This is a genomic window from Cryobacterium arcticum (assembly GCF_001679725.1).
Lineage (GTDB): Bacteria > Actinomycetota > Actinomycetes > Actinomycetales > Microbacteriaceae > Cryobacterium > Cryobacterium arcticum_A.
Genome location: NZ_CP016282.1, coordinates 2,667,019 through 2,681,359 on the forward strand (window position 1 = coordinate 2,667,019; position 14,341 = coordinate 2,681,359).

Annotated in this window: 14 protein-coding genes and 1 tRNA gene; 4 read left to right on the plus strand and 11 right to left on the minus strand. The window is 70.0% G+C overall.

Translation table 11 applies throughout. From position 1 onward, the window contains the following. Nucleotides 1-7: 7 nt before the first annotated feature. Complete coding sequence (locus tag PA27867_RS11995; RefSeq protein ID WP_066596625.1) at nt 8-619, minus strand: 50S ribosomal protein L25/general stress protein Ctc; 612 nt, start codon at nt 617-619, stop codon at nt 8-10. Nucleotides 620-837: 218 nt separating this feature from the next. On the opposite strand from PA27867_RS11995, the gene PA27867_RS12000 reads away from it, so the two are divergent. Together PA27867_RS12000 and gndA are read left to right on the plus strand one after the other, a co-directional pair. Then, nucleotides 838-1,563 (plus strand): FadR/GntR family transcriptional regulator, encoded by a 726-nt coding sequence (locus tag PA27867_RS12000; RefSeq protein ID WP_066599815.1) that lies wholly within the window; start codon nt 838-840, stop codon nt 1,561-1,563. A gap of 88 nt (nt 1,564-1,651) precedes the next feature. Further along, on the plus strand, nt 1,652-3,055 hold the full coding sequence (gene gndA / locus PA27867_RS12005) for an NADP-dependent phosphogluconate dehydrogenase (protein WP_066596627.1): 1,404 nt from the start codon (nt 1,652-1,654) through the stop codon (nt 3,053-3,055). 103 nt (nt 3,056-3,158) lie between these two features. Here the strand turns inward: gndA and PA27867_RS12010 are convergent, their stop codons facing one another. Further along, the gene (locus PA27867_RS12010; RefSeq protein WP_066596629.1) at nt 3,159-4,433 is read right to left on the minus strand and encodes an APC family permease; all 1,275 of its coding nucleotides are present in this window, start codon (nt 4,431-4,433) and stop codon (nt 3,159-3,161) included. Between the two features lie 73 nt (nt 4,434-4,506). Here PA27867_RS12010 and PA27867_RS12015 point away from each other — a divergent pair, with 73 nt between their 5' ends. Then, a complete protein-coding gene (locus PA27867_RS12015; protein WP_157109209.1) occupies nt 4,507-4,869 on the plus strand; it encodes a hypothetical protein in 363 nt (120 codons plus the stop codon). A gap of 63 nt (nt 4,870-4,932) precedes the next feature. Here PA27867_RS12015 and PA27867_RS21070 read toward each other — a convergent pair whose 3' ends face one another. The 3 genes from PA27867_RS21070 to PA27867_RS12030 all read right to left on the minus strand — a co-directional run bounded on the left by PA27867_RS21070 (nt 4,933) and on the right by PA27867_RS12030 (nt 7,440). After that, complete coding sequence (locus PA27867_RS21070; protein WP_066596631.1) at nt 4,933-5,910, minus strand: ribose-phosphate diphosphokinase; 978 nt, start codon at nt 5,908-5,910, stop codon at nt 4,933-4,935. Beyond that, complete coding sequence (gene glmU, locus PA27867_RS21075) at nt 5,911-7,365, minus strand: bifunctional UDP-N-acetylglucosamine diphosphorylase/glucosamine-1-phosphate N-acetyltransferase GlmU (RefSeq protein WP_420480674.1); 1,455 nt, start codon at nt 7,363-7,365, stop codon at nt 5,911-5,913. A 3-nt stretch (nt 7,366-7,368) separates the two neighbouring features. Continuing rightward, nucleotides 7,369-7,440, minus strand: a tRNA-Gln gene (locus PA27867_RS12030). Between the two features lie 103 nt (nt 7,441-7,543). Between PA27867_RS12030 and PA27867_RS12035 the strand changes: the two genes are divergently transcribed. Beyond that, nucleotides 7,544-8,035, plus strand: a complete 492-nt coding sequence (locus PA27867_RS12035; protein WP_066596637.1) for a MarR family winged helix-turn-helix transcriptional regulator — start codon at nt 7,544-7,546, stop codon at nt 8,033-8,035. 18 nt (nt 8,036-8,053) lie between these two features. On the opposite strand, the gene PA27867_RS12040 is transcribed toward PA27867_RS12035, so the two are convergent. The 6 genes from PA27867_RS12040 to PA27867_RS12065 all read right to left on the minus strand — a co-directional run bounded on the left by PA27867_RS12040 (nt 8,054) and on the right by PA27867_RS12065 (nt 14,310). Continuing rightward, nucleotides 8,054-8,827, minus strand: coding sequence for a phosphate ABC transporter ATP-binding protein (locus PA27867_RS12040; RefSeq protein ID WP_208857341.1), 774 nt, complete (start codon nt 8,825-8,827; stop codon nt 8,054-8,056). Nucleotides 8,828-9,095: 268 nt separating this feature from the next. Next, complete coding sequence (locus tag PA27867_RS12045; RefSeq protein WP_236900697.1) at nt 9,096-10,034, minus strand: sortase; 939 nt, start codon at nt 10,032-10,034, stop codon at nt 9,096-9,098. Beyond that, nucleotides 10,031-10,810, minus strand: coding sequence for a hypothetical protein (locus tag PA27867_RS12050; RefSeq protein WP_066596641.1), 780 nt, complete (start codon nt 10,808-10,810; stop codon nt 10,031-10,033). Before PA27867_RS12050 ends, PA27867_RS12045 begins: the two co-directional genes overlap by 4 nt. A 90-nt stretch (nt 10,811-10,900) precedes the next feature. Continuing rightward, a complete protein-coding gene (locus PA27867_RS12055) occupies nt 10,901-11,977 on the minus strand; it encodes a WxL protein peptidoglycan domain-containing protein (protein ID WP_066596642.1) in 1,077 nt (358 codons plus the stop codon). 99 nt (nt 11,978-12,076) lie between these two features. After that, the gene (locus tag PA27867_RS12060; protein WP_066596643.1) at nt 12,077-13,165 is read right to left on the minus strand and encodes a WxL domain-containing protein; all 1,089 of its coding nucleotides are present in this window, start codon (nt 13,163-13,165) and stop codon (nt 12,077-12,079) included. Nucleotides 13,166-13,203: 38 nt separating this feature from the next. After that, entirely contained in the window at nt 13,204-14,310 is a 1,107-nt protein-coding gene (locus PA27867_RS12065; RefSeq protein ID WP_066596645.1) for a hypothetical protein, read from the minus strand. Nucleotides 14,311-14,341: the final 31 nt, after the last annotated feature.

Below are 14,341 nucleotides of genomic sequence, written 5' to 3' on the forward strand. Positions count from 1 at the left end.
GGGAACGCTACTCTGCGGCAGCTTCCTCGGCGGGAGCCTCCTCGGAGGTGGTCTCCTCTTCCTCTTCCTCGGCGGGCAGGTGCACGCCGATGACGACCATCTCGGGGTCGGAGATGAGCGACGCACCGGCGGGCAGCTTGATCTCGCTGGCGTGGATGAGGGTGCCGTCTTCGAGGCCCTCGACATCGACGCTGACGCTCTGCGGGATGTTCGTGGCTTCGACCTCGAGGAGCAGGGTCTTGGCGTCGAGGTCCGCGGTGGTTCCGGGGGCGGGCTCACCGGTGACGTGCACGGCGACCTCGACCTGGACCTTCTCACCCTTGCGGATGACGATGAGGTCGAGGTGCTCGATGATCTGACGAACCGGGTCCTTCTGCACATCCTTGACCAGGGTCAGGTGGGTGGTGCCCTCGACGTCGAGCTCGAGCACGGCGTTCGCGCGGCGCAGCAGCAGGCCGATCTCGTGGGCCGGCAGGGCGACGTGCACGGGGTCGGTGCCGTGGCCGTAGATGACGGCGGGGATCTTGCCCAGCACGCGCAGCTTGCGGGCAGCGCCCTTGCCGAAGCTGACGCGGGCGTCAGCGGAAATCTTGTTGTTGTTGTTCGTGGCCTCAGCCATGGTGTCTCCTTGCGGGCCTCGTGTGCCCGTATTGATGTCGCGGGCACGGAGCCCGCGGTACGGATGCTGGTTCAACTCGAACGCATGTCAGCGTGAGGAAAGGCCTTGGGGGACTTTTCGCCGCGTCGATTACGGATGCGCCGGTGCCGGTTTCCCGGACGCCGGGCGAATCCCTCGCCGAAGTTCAACTCATGAGTCTAGACGATAAAGTGACGACCATGTCGCCCAGCCTGCACACCCGAGTGACCGAAGACGTCGGACGGTCCATCGTCGACGGCACCGTCCCGGCCGGCAGCGTTCTCCTCGCGGAAGAGATCGAACGCCGCCAGGGCGTGAGCCGGTCGGTGATCCGGGAGGCCGTGCGGGTGCTCGGATCGATGGGGCTGGTGGAGTCCGTCAAGCGGGTCGGCATCCGGGTGCTGCCGGCCGCGCGCTGGAATGCGTACGATCCCACCATCATCCGCTGGCGGCTGCTCGGCCCGGGCAAGGGCGAACAGCTGCGTTCGCTGACCGAGCTGCGCTCGGCCGTGGAGCCGATGGCCGCCGAGCTGGCCGCCCGGCATGCCGGTGCGGAGGTGACGGCCGAGCTGCTGCACGTGGCCGCGCTGATGCGTAGCGCGGGGCAGTCCGGCGACCTGTCCCAGTTCCTCGAGCTGGACATCCGGTTTCACCAGTTGGTACTGCACGGCTCGGGCAATGAGATGTTCGCCAAGCTCGACGAGGCCGTCGCGGCGGTGCTGTCCGGCCGCACCGACCTGGGCCTGATGCCCGATCACCCGCATCAGAACACCCTGCAGTTGCACGCCGATGTCGCCGAGGCGATTCAGGCGGGCCGGGCCGGGGACGCCCGGGCGGCGATGGAGCTCATCATGCGGCGCACCTATGCGGAGGTGAAGCCCACCTGGACGAATAAATATGATTACATTGACGAGGCGAGCCACTAATCTTGGATTGGTCGAAGCTCACAGACCCGAAGGAGAACACGTGTCAGTAACCGGTTCAGCAAACATTGGCGTCGTCGGACTGGCGGTGATGGGCTCCAACCTCGCCCGCAACCTCGCCAGCCGCGAGGGCAACACCGTCGCGGTCTACAACCGCTCCCCCGAACGCACCCGACTGCTCCTGGACGAGCACCCCGAGGCCGGATTCGTCGCCTCCGAGGCGATCGAAGACTTCGTCGCGTCGCTTGCGACCCCGCGCACCGCGATCATCATGGTGCAGGCCGGCCGCGGCACCGACGCCGTGATCAGCCAGCTGACCGAGCTGTTCGAACCCGGCGACATCATCGTCGACGGCGGCAACGCGCTGTTCACCGACACCCTCCGCCGCGAGAAGGCGGTTCGCGAGACCGGCATCAACTTCGTCGGCGCCGGCATCTCCGGCGGCGAAGAAGGCGCCCTCAAGGGCCCGAGCATCATGCCGGGCGGCTCCGCGGAGGCCTACGTCACCCTCGGCCCGATCCTCGAGTCCATCGCCGCTGTCGTCGACGGCGAGCCCTGCGTCACCCACGTCGGCACCGACGGCGCCGGCCACTTCGTCAAGATGATCCACAACGGCATCGAATACGCCGACATGCAGCTCATCGGCGAGGCCTACGACCTCATCCGTCGTGGGACCGGCAAGACCCCGGCCGAGATCTCCGAGATCTTCACCGAGTGGAACAAGGGCGACCTCGAGAGCTACCTCATCGAGATCACCGCGGAGGTCCTCAAGCAGGTCGACGCCAAGACCGGCCAGCCTCTCGTCGACGTCATCCTCGACCAGGCCGGCAGCAAGGGCACCGGCGTCTGGACCGTGCAGACCGCACTGGACCTCGGAATCCCCGTCTCCGGCATCGCCGAGGCCGTGTTCGCCCGCTCCGTCTCCTCCAAGCCCGCGCAGCGCGCCGCCGCCGCGGCCCTTCCCGGCCCGACGGCGAACCCGGTCGAAGACGTGGACGGCTTCATCGAGGGTGTCCGCCAGGCGCTCTACGCGTCGAAGATCATCGCGTACTCGCAGGGCTTCGACGCCATCGTCGCCGGCGCCGAGCACTACAACTGGGACATCAAGAAGGGCGACATCGCCAAGATCTGGCGCGGCGGTTGCATCATCCGCGCCCGCTTCCTGAACCGCATCACCGAGGCCTACGCCGAGAACCCCGGGCTCGTGTCGCTCGTCACCGCCCCGTTCTTCACGGATGTCGTCGCGAAGGCGCAGGACTCCTGGCGCAACGTCGTCGCCGACGCCGCCCACGCCGGCATCCCCGCGCCGGTGTTCGCGTCGTCGCTGGCGTACTACGACAGCCTGCGTGCCGACCGTCTCCCCGCGGCCCTCACCCAGGGCCAGCGTGACTTCTTCGGTGCGCACACGTACAAGCGCGTCGACATGGAAGGCACCTTCCACACGCTGTGGTCCGGCGACCGCAGCGAGATCGAGACCGAGGGCTCCTCGCACTAGGTCTCCAGCACCATCTGCACGGCAACTGTTGCCCGTGCGACATCTGCACCCGGTACGCCGGGTCCAGTTGTCCGCACGGGCAACAGTTGTCTGTGCCGGCGGGTCAGGGGCGGCGCGCGGCGGCGAGGCGCACGGCGCGGCCGAGCAGGCCGAGCGCCAGCCAGGCGGCTGCGGCGAGCACGCCGGGCCAGGGCACGGTGCCGGCCAGGAGCAGGCATCCGGCGACGCCGAGGTATTGCACCCCACGAGGCAGCCAGCGCTGCTCGCGCGGCTGGCGCAGCGCGGCCAGATGCGCGATCGCGTAGTAGACCAGCACCGCGCAGGCCGAGAAACCGACCAGCCGGGCCGGGTCGAGCAACAGCACCCCGGCGATCGCCACGAGCCCGATCGTCACCTCGGCTACCACCGGGGTGTGCCGGGTCGGCGAGATGCGGCTGAGCCGGCCGGGCAGGTCGCCCTCCCTGGCCATCGCCAGCCCGGTGCGGCTGAGGCCCGCCAGGATTCCCGCCAGCGAGCCCAGGCAGGCGATGGCGGCCAGCAGCCGGGCGACGCCGGTCCACGGTTCGGCGCCGCCGACCAGCTCGGCCAGCGGCGATGCCGAGCCGGCCAGGACGGCGGGGCCGAGCACCAGCACGCAGAGCAGACCGACCACCCCGTAGATCACCAGCGTCAACCCCAGGGCGGTCACGATGGCCCGCGGCAGGGTGCGGCGCGGATCGCGCACCTCCTCCCCCAGCGTGGCCATGCGGGCGTAGCCGGCGAACGCGAAGAACAGCAGGCCGGCCGACTGCAGGATGCCCAGCCAGCCGGAGTCCAGCAGCGAGCCGACGTCGACCGAGACGCCCCTGCTGCCGTCGGCGGTGCCGGCCCCCACCACGAGCACCAGCGCGAGCAGACCGCCCAGCACCAGGAAGACCACCACGGCGCTGAGCCGGGCGGTGCTGCGGATGCCGACCAGGTTCACGGCGCCCAGCACGAGAACGCCCAGTACCGCCACGAGTCTCGCCTGCTCCGGCCAGAGATACCCGCCCAGGATCAGCGCGATGGCGCCGGCCGACGCCGTCTTGCCGGCCAGGAACAGCCAGCCCGCGCTGAATCCCCACCACGGCCCGAGGGTGGCCCGGCCGAACGCGTAGGCGCCGCCGGAGACCGGATGGCTCATGGCCAGTTGGGCCGAGCTCAGGGCGTTGAGCGAGGCGATGACGCCGGCGATGACAAGACCGATGAGCAGGCCGGAGCCGGCGGCCGCGGCGGCGGGCGCCCAGACGTAGAAGACACCGGCGCCGATCATGGCCGCCAGGCCCACCACGATGGCCCCGCCGACACCGAGCTGGCGCCGCAGCGCCCCCTGGCCGTCCGGCCCGGCAGTTGCATTCATCCGACCAGCCTAGGCAGGCCAGGTGAACGGCAGGCATCCGCAATCGGCGCCGGGAATGGTTTACTGGATGCCCATGAGCAGCGAACACCCCGAACTCTCCGGCTACGAGCCGGCGGACTCCTCCCGGCCCCTGCGCGGCCGGCGGATGGTGCTGCTCATGCGGGTCACGGTCGTGCTCGGCCTGGTGGCGCTCATCGTGCCCGGCGTGCTCACCACCCTCAGCATCGCGTCGGCCACGGCTGCCCGCTCCTGCGCGGCCGCCGTGGCGCGGTACTACCCGCAGGCCGTCGGCCTGGATGCCCGGTTCGAGCTGTCGGGCGCCGGCGGATTCGGCTGGCAGTGTTACGCGATCGACCTCAATGAGCGCCAGACCTTCGTGGTGCCGTTGGGCATCATCCCCGGCCCGTTCCGCGTGCCGGCCGGCACGGCCACCTAGCCCCCGGACAGACCGCAGGCCGGCCTCGATACCGGGACCGGCCTGCGACGGTGAAGCGGATGCCTACGCGGCGCCCTCGAACATCGACGTGACGGATCCCTCGTCGAAGACCTCGTGGATGGCGCGCGCCAGCAGGGGCGCGATCGGCAGCACGGTCAGCGTGGGGAAGCGCTTGTCCTCGGGGATCGGGAGGGTGTCGGTGACGACGACCTCCTGGATGGCCGGGTTCTGCAGCAGGTCCAGTGCGGGCGGGCTGAACACGGCGTGCGTCGCGGCCACGACGACACCGGTGGCACCGGCGGCCATGAGGGCCTCCGCGGCCTGCACGATGGTGCGGCCGGTGTCGATCAGGTCGTCGACGATCAGGCAGACGCGACCCTTGACCTCACCGACGATCTCGTGGACGGTGATCTGGTTGGGCACCAGCGGGTCGCGGCGCTTGTGGATGATGGCCAGCGGTGCGCCGAGCTTGTCGCTCCAGATGTCGGCGACGCGCACGCGGCCCATGTCGGGCGACACGATCGTGAGCGTCGACGGGTCGAGCTTGGCGCGGAAGTGCTCGAGCAGCACCGGCATGGCGAAGAGGTGGTCGACGGGGCCGTCGAAGAAGCCCTGGATCTGTGCGGCGTGCAGGTCGACCGACATGATGCGATCGGCACCGGCAACCTTGAACAGGTCGGCGACGAGGCGGGCGGAGATCGGCTCGCGGCCGCGGCCCTTCTTGTCCTGGCGGGCGTACGGGTAGAACGGGGCCACGACGGTGATGCGCTTGGCGGAGGCGCGCTTGAGGGCGTCGACCATGATGAGCTGTTCCATCAGCCATTCGTTGATCGGGTTGGTGTGCGACTGGATGACGAACGCATCCGCGCCGCGCACGCTCTCGTCGAACCGGGCGTAGATCTCGCCGTTGGCGAAGGTGCGCGCGTCGGTGGGGATCAACTCCGAACCAAGTTCTGCGGCGATGTCGATCGCGAGCTGAGGGTGCGCTCGCCCCGAGATGAGCACCAATTTCTTCTCGCCGCTGCTCTTGATTCCAGGCACCTAGTCTCCGCTCTGTGACGCGGCTGTCGCCGCGTCTGTTCCCGGCCGGTTGGTCTCTACCCAACCGACCATATTTCTCTGCGGAGCCACGTTGATGGACAGGGCACCGGCCGGCACGTCCTTGCGGACCACCGTTCCTGCGCCCGTGTAGGCTCCGTCACCGATTCTAATCGGCGCCACGAACACGTTGTGCGATCCGGTGCGCACATGCGACCCGATCACGGACGGGTTCTTGTTCACGCCGTCGTAGTTGGCGAAGATCGTGCCGGCTCCGATGTTGGAGTGCACGCCGATCGTCGCGTCGCCGACGTAGCTCAGGTGCGGCACCTTGCTGCCCTCGCCGATGACCGCGTTCTTGGTCTCGACGAAGGTGCCGATCTTGCCGTCGGCGCCGAGCCAGGTGCCCGGTCGAAGGTAGGAGAACGGGCCGACGGTGGCACCGTCGCCGATCACCGCGAGCGTCGCGTCGCTCCGCTTGACGGTGGCGCCCTCGCCGATCTCGCAGTCCAGCAGTGTGGTGTCCGGGCCGATGATCGCGCCGGTGGCCACCGTGGTGGAGCCGAGGATCTGGGTGCCGGGCAGCAGCGTCACGTCGCTGGCCAGGGTCGCCTTGAGGTCGATCCAGGTGGTGGCCGGGTCCTGCACGGTTACGCCGGCCAGCTGCCAGCCACGCACGATGACGGCGTTGAGCTTGGCGGCGGTGTCGCTGAGCTGGGCCCGGTCGTTGATGCCGGCGACCAGCCAGGCATCCGCGACGGGAACCGCGCGCACCTCTGAGCCGGCCGAGCGGAGCAGCCCGATCACATCGGTGAGGTACTTCTCGCCCTGCACGTTGTCGGTGGTGAGGCGGGCCAGCTGATCGCGCAGCTCACCGAGCCCGAAGAGGTAGACGCCCGCGTTGATCTCGTCGACGGCGCGCTCGTCGTCGGTGGCGTCCTTGTGCTCCACGATCCGGTCGAAGGTGCCGTCCTCCGAGCGGATGATGCGGCCGTATCCGTTGACGTCGCCGGGGAAGGCGGAGAGCACGGTGGCCGCGGCAGCACGTTCCCGGTGCGCCTCGATGAAGTTGGCCAGGGTGGCCGCGTTCAGCAGCGGCACGTCCCCGCTGATCACGAGCACATCGCCGTCGAAGTCCGCCGGCAACGCCGCGACGGCCTGCTCGACGGCGCGACCGGTTCCGGGAACCTCGTCCTGGTCCACGAGCAGGCTCTCGGGCAGGTCGAGCGCCACCAGCTCGGCCAGGCGCTCCCTCTCGTGACGCAGCACCGTGATGACGTGTGCGGCGTCCAGTGCCCGTGCGGTCGCCAGCACGTGGCTGATGATCGGCAGGCCGGCGAGCGGATGCATGAGCTTGGGCAAGCTGGACTTCATGCGGGTGCCCTGCCCTGCGGCCAGGACGATGATGGCGAGGCGGGAATCGGTCACGTGGATCCTCTCAACTGTGTTCTCACACATGAGCTCCGCCGCCAGGACTCGAACCTAGACCTAACAGCTCCAAAGGCTGTCGTGCTGCCATTACACCACGGCGGATTGCGCCGGTGGGTGCCGGGCAACGGAGTCAAGTCTGCCAGATCCGCAGGCGCCTCGGCGTCATCCGCCGTATCCGGTGCCCGGAAAGCCGGATAATGGAGGGATGCCTGCGAATGACGAAGTCGACCGGATCGTTGATGCCTGGCTTCGCGAGCGCCCCGACCTGGATTTTGCGCCCCTGCAGGTCTTTTCCCGGGTCGCCAGGCTCAGCAAGCACCTGGACCGCGCACGCCGCACCGCGTTCTCCCGGTCGGAGCTGGACTCCTGGGAATTCGACGTGCTCTCCGCCCTCCGACGGGCCGGCGCCCCGTACGAGCTGAGCCCCAAACTTCTGCTCCAGCAGACCCTGGTCTCCAGCGGCACGATGACCAACCGCATCGACCGGCTGGTCGAACGTGGTCTGGTCACCCGGCGCACCGACCCCAACGACGGCCGCGGCATCTTCGTGGGCATGACACCGGCCGGCCTCACCCGGGTGGATGCCGCCATCACCCGGCTGGTCGACGCGGAGGCCGCCCTGCTGGCGAGCCTGCCCGTCGCCGACCAGGAACGCCTCGCGGCGCTGCTGCGCCGGCTCAGCCTCGACTTCGACTGACGCCCAGGGGCAGCAAGATCAGCCGAAACGGCCGTTGACGTAGTCGGCGGTGCGGCGGTCGATCGGGTCGCCGAACATCAGTTCGGTCGGGCCGTGCTCGACGATGCCGCCCGGGGTGCCCTGCGCCGCGAGGAAGAAGGCGCAGTTCTGCGAGACCCGCTGGGCCTGCTGCATGTTGTGCGTGACGATCACGATGGTGACCTCCTGCGCGAGCTCGAGCATGGTCTCCTCGATCACGCGCGTTGAGGTGGGGTCAAGAGCCGAGCAGGGTTCGTCCATCAGCAGGATCCGCGGCGTCACGGCGAGCGAGCGGGCGATGCACAGGCGCTGCTGCTGGCCGCCGGAGAGCCCGCCGCCCGGTGAGCGCAGCCGGTCGCGCACCTCGGTCCACAGGCCCGCCTTGCTCAGGCAGCTCTCCACCAGGGCGTCCTTCTCGTCGCCGGAGACGCGGCGGCCGGTGAGGGTGAGCCCGGCGATGACGTTGTCGTAGATCGACATGGCCGGGAACGGGTTGGGCTTCTGGAACACCATGCCGATGTGCTTGCGCGCGTCGACGAGCTTGCGCTCCGGGTCGTAGATGTCCTCGCCGTCCAGCAGCACCTCGCCGGCCAGGCTGGCCGACGGCACCAGTTCGTGCATCCGGTTCAGGATGCGGAGGAACGTGGACTTGCCGCAGCCGGACGGGCCGATCAGGGAGGTGATGACGCCGGCGGGCATGGTCAGGCTCACCCGGTCGAGCACCTGGCGTTCGCCGAACCAGGCCGACACGTTACGGCCCTCGAGGGTGGCCAGTGGCACCGGCTCGGCCGGGGCCACGGGGGCGACCGGCCGGGCGGCAGCCCGGGCAGCGGACCGGAACGGGAGGGCCAGGCCGCGGTTGCGGCGGGCGCGCAGGGCCGGTGGCAGGTCGGCGCCGCTCGGCTCGGCCGCGGGGCTGACGCGCAGGGCCGGCAGAACCTGGGTCAGCTCGTCATCCTGGGTGGACGGGGTCATGAGCACTCATTTCGTGGGGCGTCGACGGTCGGGGCGGAAGAAAAGATGGGGCGGAGCAGAAGACGGGTCAGAGCAGGTTGGGCAGGAGGCGCACGGCCTGGTCGGCCACGAACAATCCGCCCACGGTCACGACCGGTACGAAGACGGTCCAGGTCTTCCGCACGCCCACCCGGCGGAAGGACCAGATGGCCGCGGCCTCGATCAGTAGGAAGAACTGCAGGGCGAAGGCCAGCGCCCACACCGTGGTGGTGTCCGTGGCCAGTTCCCGGTGCGACGGCGCCAGGGTGCTGTAGCTGGTCTGGCGGGCGCCGGCAGGTTGGGTGGCGCTGGTGAGCTTGGCGTCCACCCGGGCGACGCCGCCCGGGATGAACGCGGGCCCGCGAGCGGTCTCGAGGATGAGCCGGCTCTCCCCCGCCGCGAGGGCCATCGGGGACGGGTCGCCGGCGTAGCGCACCCCGATCACGGCGAAGGTCTGCTCGCCCTGGCCGGTGAGCACGGTGAACTCCTGGCCGGGGGCCAGTTCCTGGATCCGCGCGAACGGCCCGCCGTACGCCGCGGCCCGGCCCATCACCACGCTGATGCCCGCCTGGCCGGGCAGCACGGTGTCACGCCGGTGTCCGGGGCCGGTGCGGGTGGTGCCCGAATCCGAGCCCTCGACGAAGACCTCGTGCACCCCGATGGAGGGGATGTCGATGATGCCCAGCGGTGCGCCGTCAGCCAGGAGCACCTTGTCCACGGTCCCCTCGCTGACCGGTGCGGTGCCCTGCGCCAGCTCGATGCGCAGGGTGTCTGTGAGCTGCTGCTGGGCGACCATGTGCTGCAACCCGCCCAGCACCGTGAGGTTGGCCAGGAACCCGAAGATCAGCGCCGCGGCGATGGCGAAGATCGTGCGGACGAGTTGGTCCTGCGGGCTGAGCACGATCACGACGGGCGGGGCCGGTGGCCGGCGGGGCGGCCGGGGCGGTTGGCGCGGACGCCAGCCGCGGGGTGGTGCGGTGAGCGTCACGACACGGGCTCCGCGGTGCCGGCCGGGAAGAACCGCCGGGTCAGCAGCGCATAGCGGGCCACGACGGAGATCGCGCCCAGGAGGGCGAGCACCCCCAGCAGGAAGTACGGCGGCACCAGCAGCAGCGCATCCCGGGTGACCGGGCTCAGGCTCGTCTCGCCGACGGTTTCCGGCGGGGTCAGCGTCACATGCGTGTTGTAGGCGCTCCACTGACCCATATCGGTCAGGGTGACGGTGACGGTGCGGGTCTCGCCGCCGGCCAGGTCGTCCAGGGCGACGTCGTCGACCGCGTGGATCTGCAGCCCGAGGGCGTTGTCGACCCAGAACCGCGCCGTGGAATCGAACGGCTGGTCGGTGAGGTTCTTCACGGTGAAGCCGAGCACGATGTCGCCGCCGCCCGGACCCACGTTCTGCTGTGCGTGGGCGGTGAGCCCGCTCACCGCCAGCACGCCGGCGAGGGTGACCGGGTTACCGCCGAGCGCAGCCGTCGCCGCCCTGCCGGTGGGAGTCGTCTGGGTGACGGGGCGGATGGTCGAGACGAGCGCCGGGGTGACCGGGCGGTTCGTCGCCCGGGCCGGCGCGGCCGAACTCGCCGTTGGCGTCGGCGTGGGGGTCGATCCGACCACACCCACCGTGAGTCCCACGCCGTCGGGGTCCTCCGTCGCGTGGGCGCCGACGGCGGCACCCGACAGGGCGACGGTCGACAGCACGACGGTCGACAGCAGGGCACTGAGGACCGCCAGGAGCGGTCGTCGTGCGGGGAGGGAGGTGAGCACAGTCAAGTTAGTCGGGTCCGGTTCTCTGAAAGCTGGCGTGCAGGCAAACGACGGGCAAACGCGCCGGGAAGGGTCGGGGCGCGCACAGGGTCAGGCGGTCGATTCGCCGAGGGCCTTGCGACGGGCTTCAGCCTCGGTGTACTCGATCCAGGCGCGGGCCCTGGCGGCGTCGCGGGTGCGGGAGAGGCGCACCAGCAACCAGGCGAACCCGGCCAACAGCAGCACGATCACCAGAGCCCAGGGCACGACGAACATGTCGCTGCTGCGCTCGGCGGTGGGCAGCAACCCCGGCGGCAGCGCGTCGGCGTCCACGGTGGCGGCGAGCGAGACGTGCGGGTTGAGGTAGACCCACGGGCCCACTCCCGGCACGACGATGGTGACGGTGCGGGAGCTGCCGGGCAGCATCTCGGGGATGGGTGTGCGGGTCAGCTCCGACAGGGCGATCCCGAAGACACCCTTCACCTGGGCGACCGTGCTGGCCCCGAGGGAGACGTTGCCGGTGTTCTGCAGGCTCACGGTCAGCGAGGTCTCCCCCGAGAACGGGTTGAGTTCGCCGCGGTACGACGACGAGATGCTGCTGATGGTGAGCCCGGGCTGCAGCTCCCCCTTCACGCGGGTGTAGAGGCGGATGGCGACACGCCGGTCGACCGAGACCTGGCCGGCCGGGGTGAGGGCGGAGACGATGATGCCGCCGGCGTGGTCGCCGGGCCGGGCGTCGGCGGGCACGGAGACGGTGAACGGGATCACCTGGGAGCCGCCGGGCTCCAGGGTCACCTCGACCTTGTCGGCGCCGTCGGTGAAGCTGACCCAGTGGCCCACGTCCACGCTGGGCACGCCCCCGTCGAGCAGGGAGAAGCTGCCGTCGTCGGCGTTGAAGGCGTCGGTGGCGTACACCGTGACGGCCTGCGAGGTGGTGCCGGTGTTCTGCACCAGGTATTCGTCGGCGACCTGCTGGCCGGGGTCGACCTGGTAGCTGTACCGGGAGCGGGACTGGTCGACGCTCCCGTTGGCGGCCGGGGACCCGGCGATGCCGTCGGAGTCGTCGGCCCGGGCGCCGGTGGCGCCGACACCGAGGGTCAGACCCAGGGTGAGGCCCAGGGTGACCAGCAGCGAGGTGGCGACCTGGCTGCGATGGTGGGCTGCGGGTGCGGGGCGACGGATGATCACGGGCGACGGTCTCTTTCCAGACGGGGTGAACTGCGGGAGGACGCTGCGGCTGCAGGGGAAGGACGGCAGGCGCCGCCCCTCCCCCTCAGCTGCTGCTGACTACTTCGAGACGACCGTGAGGGTCAGGGTCGAGTTGTAGGTTCCGGCCGCCTTGGACTGCGGGGCGACGAAGGTGAGGCCGGCGTCCAGCACGCTGGCTCCGACCGTGCTGCCGGCCGCGGCGGACGCGAACGCCGCCGGGTAGCTGGCCGAACCGGCGACCTGGGCTGCGGCGGCGGTGACGCCGGTCGCGGTGGTGCCGGCCGTCGTGACCTGCGGCGCGAGGCCGAGCTGGGCCTTGCCGATGATGCTGGTCGTGTCGGCCGCGTTGACGAAGTCGGCGACGTTGGCGGTCAGGTCCCAGCCGTTGAGCGTGAGAACCCGGCCGTCGTTCACCGTGACGGCGCCCAGGGTGCCGGTGGTGGTCGACTTGTTGTTCACCAGGGTCGGGGTGCCGAAGGTCGCCGCGGCGCCCGCCGGTACCGTCAGGGCGAGCACACCGTTGGTGGCGCCGACGACGGTCGGCGCCAGGGCGATCGTGCCGGTGCTGTCGGCCGGGGTCCCGGGGTCGGTGGGATCGGTCGGGTCGACGGGCGTGGTCGTGTCCTGCACGGCGGCGGCACGCCAGATGCCGGTTCCGGCCTCAACGGTGATGGTGCGGTAGAACGCTCCGACGACCTTCACGTCGTTGTAGATCGTGCACGCGACACCGAGGCTGTAGGTGCCGCCGGCGGCCTTGACCGCGGCCTGTCCGGGCAGGCCGTTGTACAGGCCTTCCGGCATCATCGGGGCCAGCAGCACAGACAGGTCGAGGGACGGGTCGAAGCCGCCCGGCGAGTACGCCATCCAGTTCAGCGGGTTGCGCTCTTCGCCGGGAGCGGAGAGGAACTGCACGGCGCCTTCGGAGCCGACCGGGCAGAACAGCGGGTCACTGGGGTCGGTGGGCGAGTTGGACGACACGGCGGCTTCGTCCCAGGCGAACGGTGCGTCGGCGGGAATGATCTCCGCGGTGGTTCCGTCGTAGATGTACATGGGTCCGTCGGACCCGTTGGACTGCGGGGCGGCCTGGGCGGCCGTGGCAGCGGTGGCGACGAGGGCCAGGGACATCAGTCCCGCGGCGGCGAAACTGGTTTTTCTGCTGAGCTTCATGGTCTTGTTCCTTCTCTGGGGATGCGCGGGGCGGGAGGCTAGGCGGTCTTGAGAACGCGGAAGGGGGTGGTGCTGGAGGGAGCGAGCATGCCGAACTTCTTCTTCACGGCGCCGGGCTGGCTGCCGAGGACCGAGGCCGAGGTGGTGAGGCTGGTGACCTTGGCCGGGTCGACGAGGGCGGCGAGCTTCGCGTCGTACTTCGCGTTGGTGGGGTCGACCCGCGCGAATTCGACGACGAGGTAGGTGTCGCGGCCCCAGGTGCCGTTGCTGTAGTACGCGGCGTTGGGAACCATGGCCGTTCCCGTTCCGGTCACCGGTGCGACGCCGGAGACGAGCGACCCGAGGGTGCCGGTTCCGCGCTTGTCGTAGCTGGCGCCGGTGTTCATGGCGACCCAGCGGGACACGGCCATCGGCATGACCGACTCGTTCGTGAGGGTGGTCGCGTCGTGCTCCTGGCCTTCGACGACACAGCCGCCCTCGGCGACGGTGAGCATGCTCGCCTCGGTGACGCCGATCTTGCTGATGAAGTCCTTGCGGGTGCCGGAGCCGGCCTGCGGGATGATGGGCGTGACGGTGACGCCGCCGATCTGGAAGCCGGCGGAGCACTCGTACAGGCTCTTCATCTGGGTGGGCGTGATGGCGCCGATGCCGCTGGCCGAGCCCTTGTAGGCGTAGGCGATGGCGTCACGGGCGAAAGGCACGTAGAGCAGCTCGCCGTTCGTGTTGCTCGTTCCCGCGCTGGACGAGCGGGCGATGTCGACCTGGCCGGTGATGGTCACGTTGGCCGGGCCGCCCACGGTTCCGGATGTGTACGCCGCTCCGTCGATCGACCGGCTGAGCGCCTTGACGCCGTCGCCGGAGCCGTTGGGCCGGCCGAAACGCACACCGGATGCCTTGGTCGTGATGTACGGCGAACCGGTGGCGTCGAAGGATCCGAGGGTGGAGCCTGACGTGGTGATTCGCACGGTGGATCCGGTGATGCGGCTGCCGTTGGCGAGGGCGCCGACGACGTCTTCAAGGGTGTCGGATCCGACGATGGAGTAGCTGTTGGAGACGGGCTCGGCGTGGGCCGGTACCGCCAGGGCAATGCCAGACAGGGTGACGCCGACAGTCGCGCAGAGCGCAATAGCCTTCTTCGAAATCACTGTGATGCCTTTCGGATGTGGTGCAAGTAAC